This is a genomic window from Cytophaga sp., from assembly GCF_051961495.1.
Lineage (GTDB): Bacteria > Bacteroidota > Bacteroidia > Cytophagales > Cytophagaceae > Cytophaga.
The window spans coordinates 1-2,357 of record NZ_JBQCDF010000170.1; the positions used below are offsets into that span (position 1 = coordinate 1).

Sequence of the window (2,357 nt, forward strand, 5' to 3'; positions counted from 1 at the left end):
GGTGTCAAATATCGTTTCTGATTATGACCAGATCGAAGAAAAAATCAAAACCAAAGCCCATGACCTGCAGGTGGCAGTAAACAAATATACCGGCATGGATGAACGTGAACAGGAAGCCTGGTTTGATAAAGAATCTGAAGAGCTTTTAAAGTCCGGATTTCAAAAGGGTACATCATTACTGGTTGGAGTCGGCAATTTTGTATTTGGTTTAACACTGGTTATGATCTACACCTTCTTTCTGCAGCTATACAGAGGAAAGATCAAGCTGTTTATCTTATCCCTCATAGACGAAACTGAACACGAAAGAGCCAATACCATACTCAATAAAGTTCAGGCGTTGGTACTCCATTACATCACCGGTTTGTTTATTGCCTTATCCATTATCGGCGTAATGAATGCGGTTGGCTTAACCATACTGGGTATTAAGCATGGAATTTTCCTGGGCTTGCTGGCGGGCTTTTTAAACATCATTCCCTACATCGGTTCATTTGTAGGAGCCAGCCTTCCCATCATCATGGCATTGATCTACAAAGACTCGTTATGGTATCCGGTTGGGGTGTTTGCAATCTTCATGTTCAATCAATTCATAGATAATAATATCACCACACCTAATGTTGTTGGTGGCTATGTTCGGTTGAATTCGCTGGCAACCATCTTTATTGTAATTATCGGCGGAATGATCTGGGGGGTAGCCGGCATGATTTTATTCATTCCTTTATTAGGAATTTTTAAGATCCTCTGTGATAATATTGAATCATTGAAACCGCTGAGTATCCTGCTAAGTGATGATGAAAGCGAAGAAGAGAACTTCTTTTCGAAACTATTTAAAAAATTTAAAAGGAAGATTACCAGCTAAGGTAATCTTCCAGATATGTTTTCATTTCCTGTTGCATTTTCTGCGCTTCAGCTTTTGCAGCCTGAGCAAAATTTTCATCGGATGCTGCATATAAGATGCTTCTGGAAGCGTTCACCAGCAATCCACAGGATTTGTTTAAACCAAACTGTGATACTTCCTGTAAGTTTCCTCCCTGCGCACCTACGCCTGGTACCAGTAAAAAATGTTCCGGCACAATTGAGCGGATTTCTTTAAAGTAAGAAGCCTTTGTTGCTCCGACTACGAACATCAGATTTTCATCGCTGCCCCATGCGGAACATTTCCTCAATACTTCCTTATACAAGGGTTCATTATTGGCTGCAAGAGCAAGCTGTTGAAAGTCTTTGCTGCCTGCATTGGATGTAAGCGCCAATACAATCGCCCATTTATCTTTAAAGGCAAGGAATGGTGTAACCGAATCTTCGCCCATGTATGGAGCAACTGTCACAGAATCGAACGACATTTGTTCGAAGAATGCCTTTGCATACATGGTTGCTGTATTGCCGATATCTCCACGTTTTGCATCTGCAATGGTGAAAACATCCTTTGGAATCCATTCCAGTGTTTTCTCTAACGACTCCCAGCCGGCTTTGCCTAATGATTCATAAAAGGCAAGATTGGGTTTGTAAGCAACGGTATAATCAATCGTTGCATCAATGATGTATTTATTAAATTCAAAGATGGGATCTTTAGTTTTTAATAAATGAGCTGGTATTTTGGTTGGATCAGTATCTAAGCCTACGCATAGATAGGACTTCCTGCTTTTGATAGCTGCTACTAAATTCGCCTTATTCATTGCAGCGGAGATTAGCGTAGGTCAATGATTTCAACACCCGGATATTTTGATTTATCGAATGTGAACGGAGTATCATCGGTAATGGTATTCGGAGTGAATGATTTGATTGTATAATCGTAAATGTTACCGTTCTTCTCAAATAACTTCCATGTTTTAATGGATTTATCAGCTTTGTTGATTTCAAGCTTCACTTTAAAAAATTTATTCTTTCTGTCTTCCGGAACAAGTTCGATCTGCTGATAGGTCTTACCTGCCTCTACACGGTCGCCAATATAGGTATACTTGTAACCTTTTTTATACATAGAGTAAATCTTGTTCGGAGAAATATCATCATCTGCCGGATCGTATGTAGAAATATTTACTTCATTTGTATTCTTCATGTAGTTCCACACCGTAGTACCATTATTGATGATCTCCATATTCGGAAGTTTGATGCGGTATTTAGCGCCTCTAACCATCAGCTCTCCGGACGATACCTCATTGATATTGGCTGAAGCATTTTTTAATGTATAAGTAAACGAAGCTTTGTATGAAGAGTATGTTTTAAATTTATTACTCATCTCATCTAGTATCGTCAACGCTTTGGGATCATATTGTCCGAATGCGATAAGTACAACAGAAAATACCGGTAATAAAAGCAGAATGATCTTTTTCATGTTATTGGTAATTGGTATTAGGGAAAATAGT

Annotated in this window: 3 protein-coding genes; 1 reads left to right on the forward strand and 2 read right to left on the reverse strand. The window is 39.0% G+C overall.

The annotated features are described in order from the left end of the window. Positions 1 to 856 (forward strand): AI-2E family transporter (locus ACTHJT_RS08875; RefSeq protein WP_440237668.1); only part of this gene is annotated, 856 nt, incomplete at its 5' end. On the opposite strand, the gene pyrF is transcribed toward ACTHJT_RS08875, so the two are convergent. Both pyrF and ACTHJT_RS08885 read right to left on the reverse strand, forming a co-directional pair. Then, entirely contained in the window at positions 846 to 1,670 is an 825-nt protein-coding gene (gene pyrF, locus ACTHJT_RS08880) for an orotidine-5'-phosphate decarboxylase (protein WP_440237669.1), read from the reverse strand. The two genes, ACTHJT_RS08875 and pyrF, sit on opposite strands and share 11 nt — an antisense overlap. A gap of 11 nt (positions 1,671 to 1,681) precedes the next feature. Beyond that, on the reverse strand, positions 1,682 to 2,357 hold a 676-nt coding region (locus tag ACTHJT_RS08885), incomplete at its 5' end, for a LolA family protein (protein ID WP_440237670.1).

Coding starts and splice junctions, on each gene's coding strand:
- pyrF (WP_440237669.1), bottom strand. CDS start 1,670: ATGAATAAGGCGAATTTAGTAGCAGCTATCAAAAGCAGGAAGTCCTAT.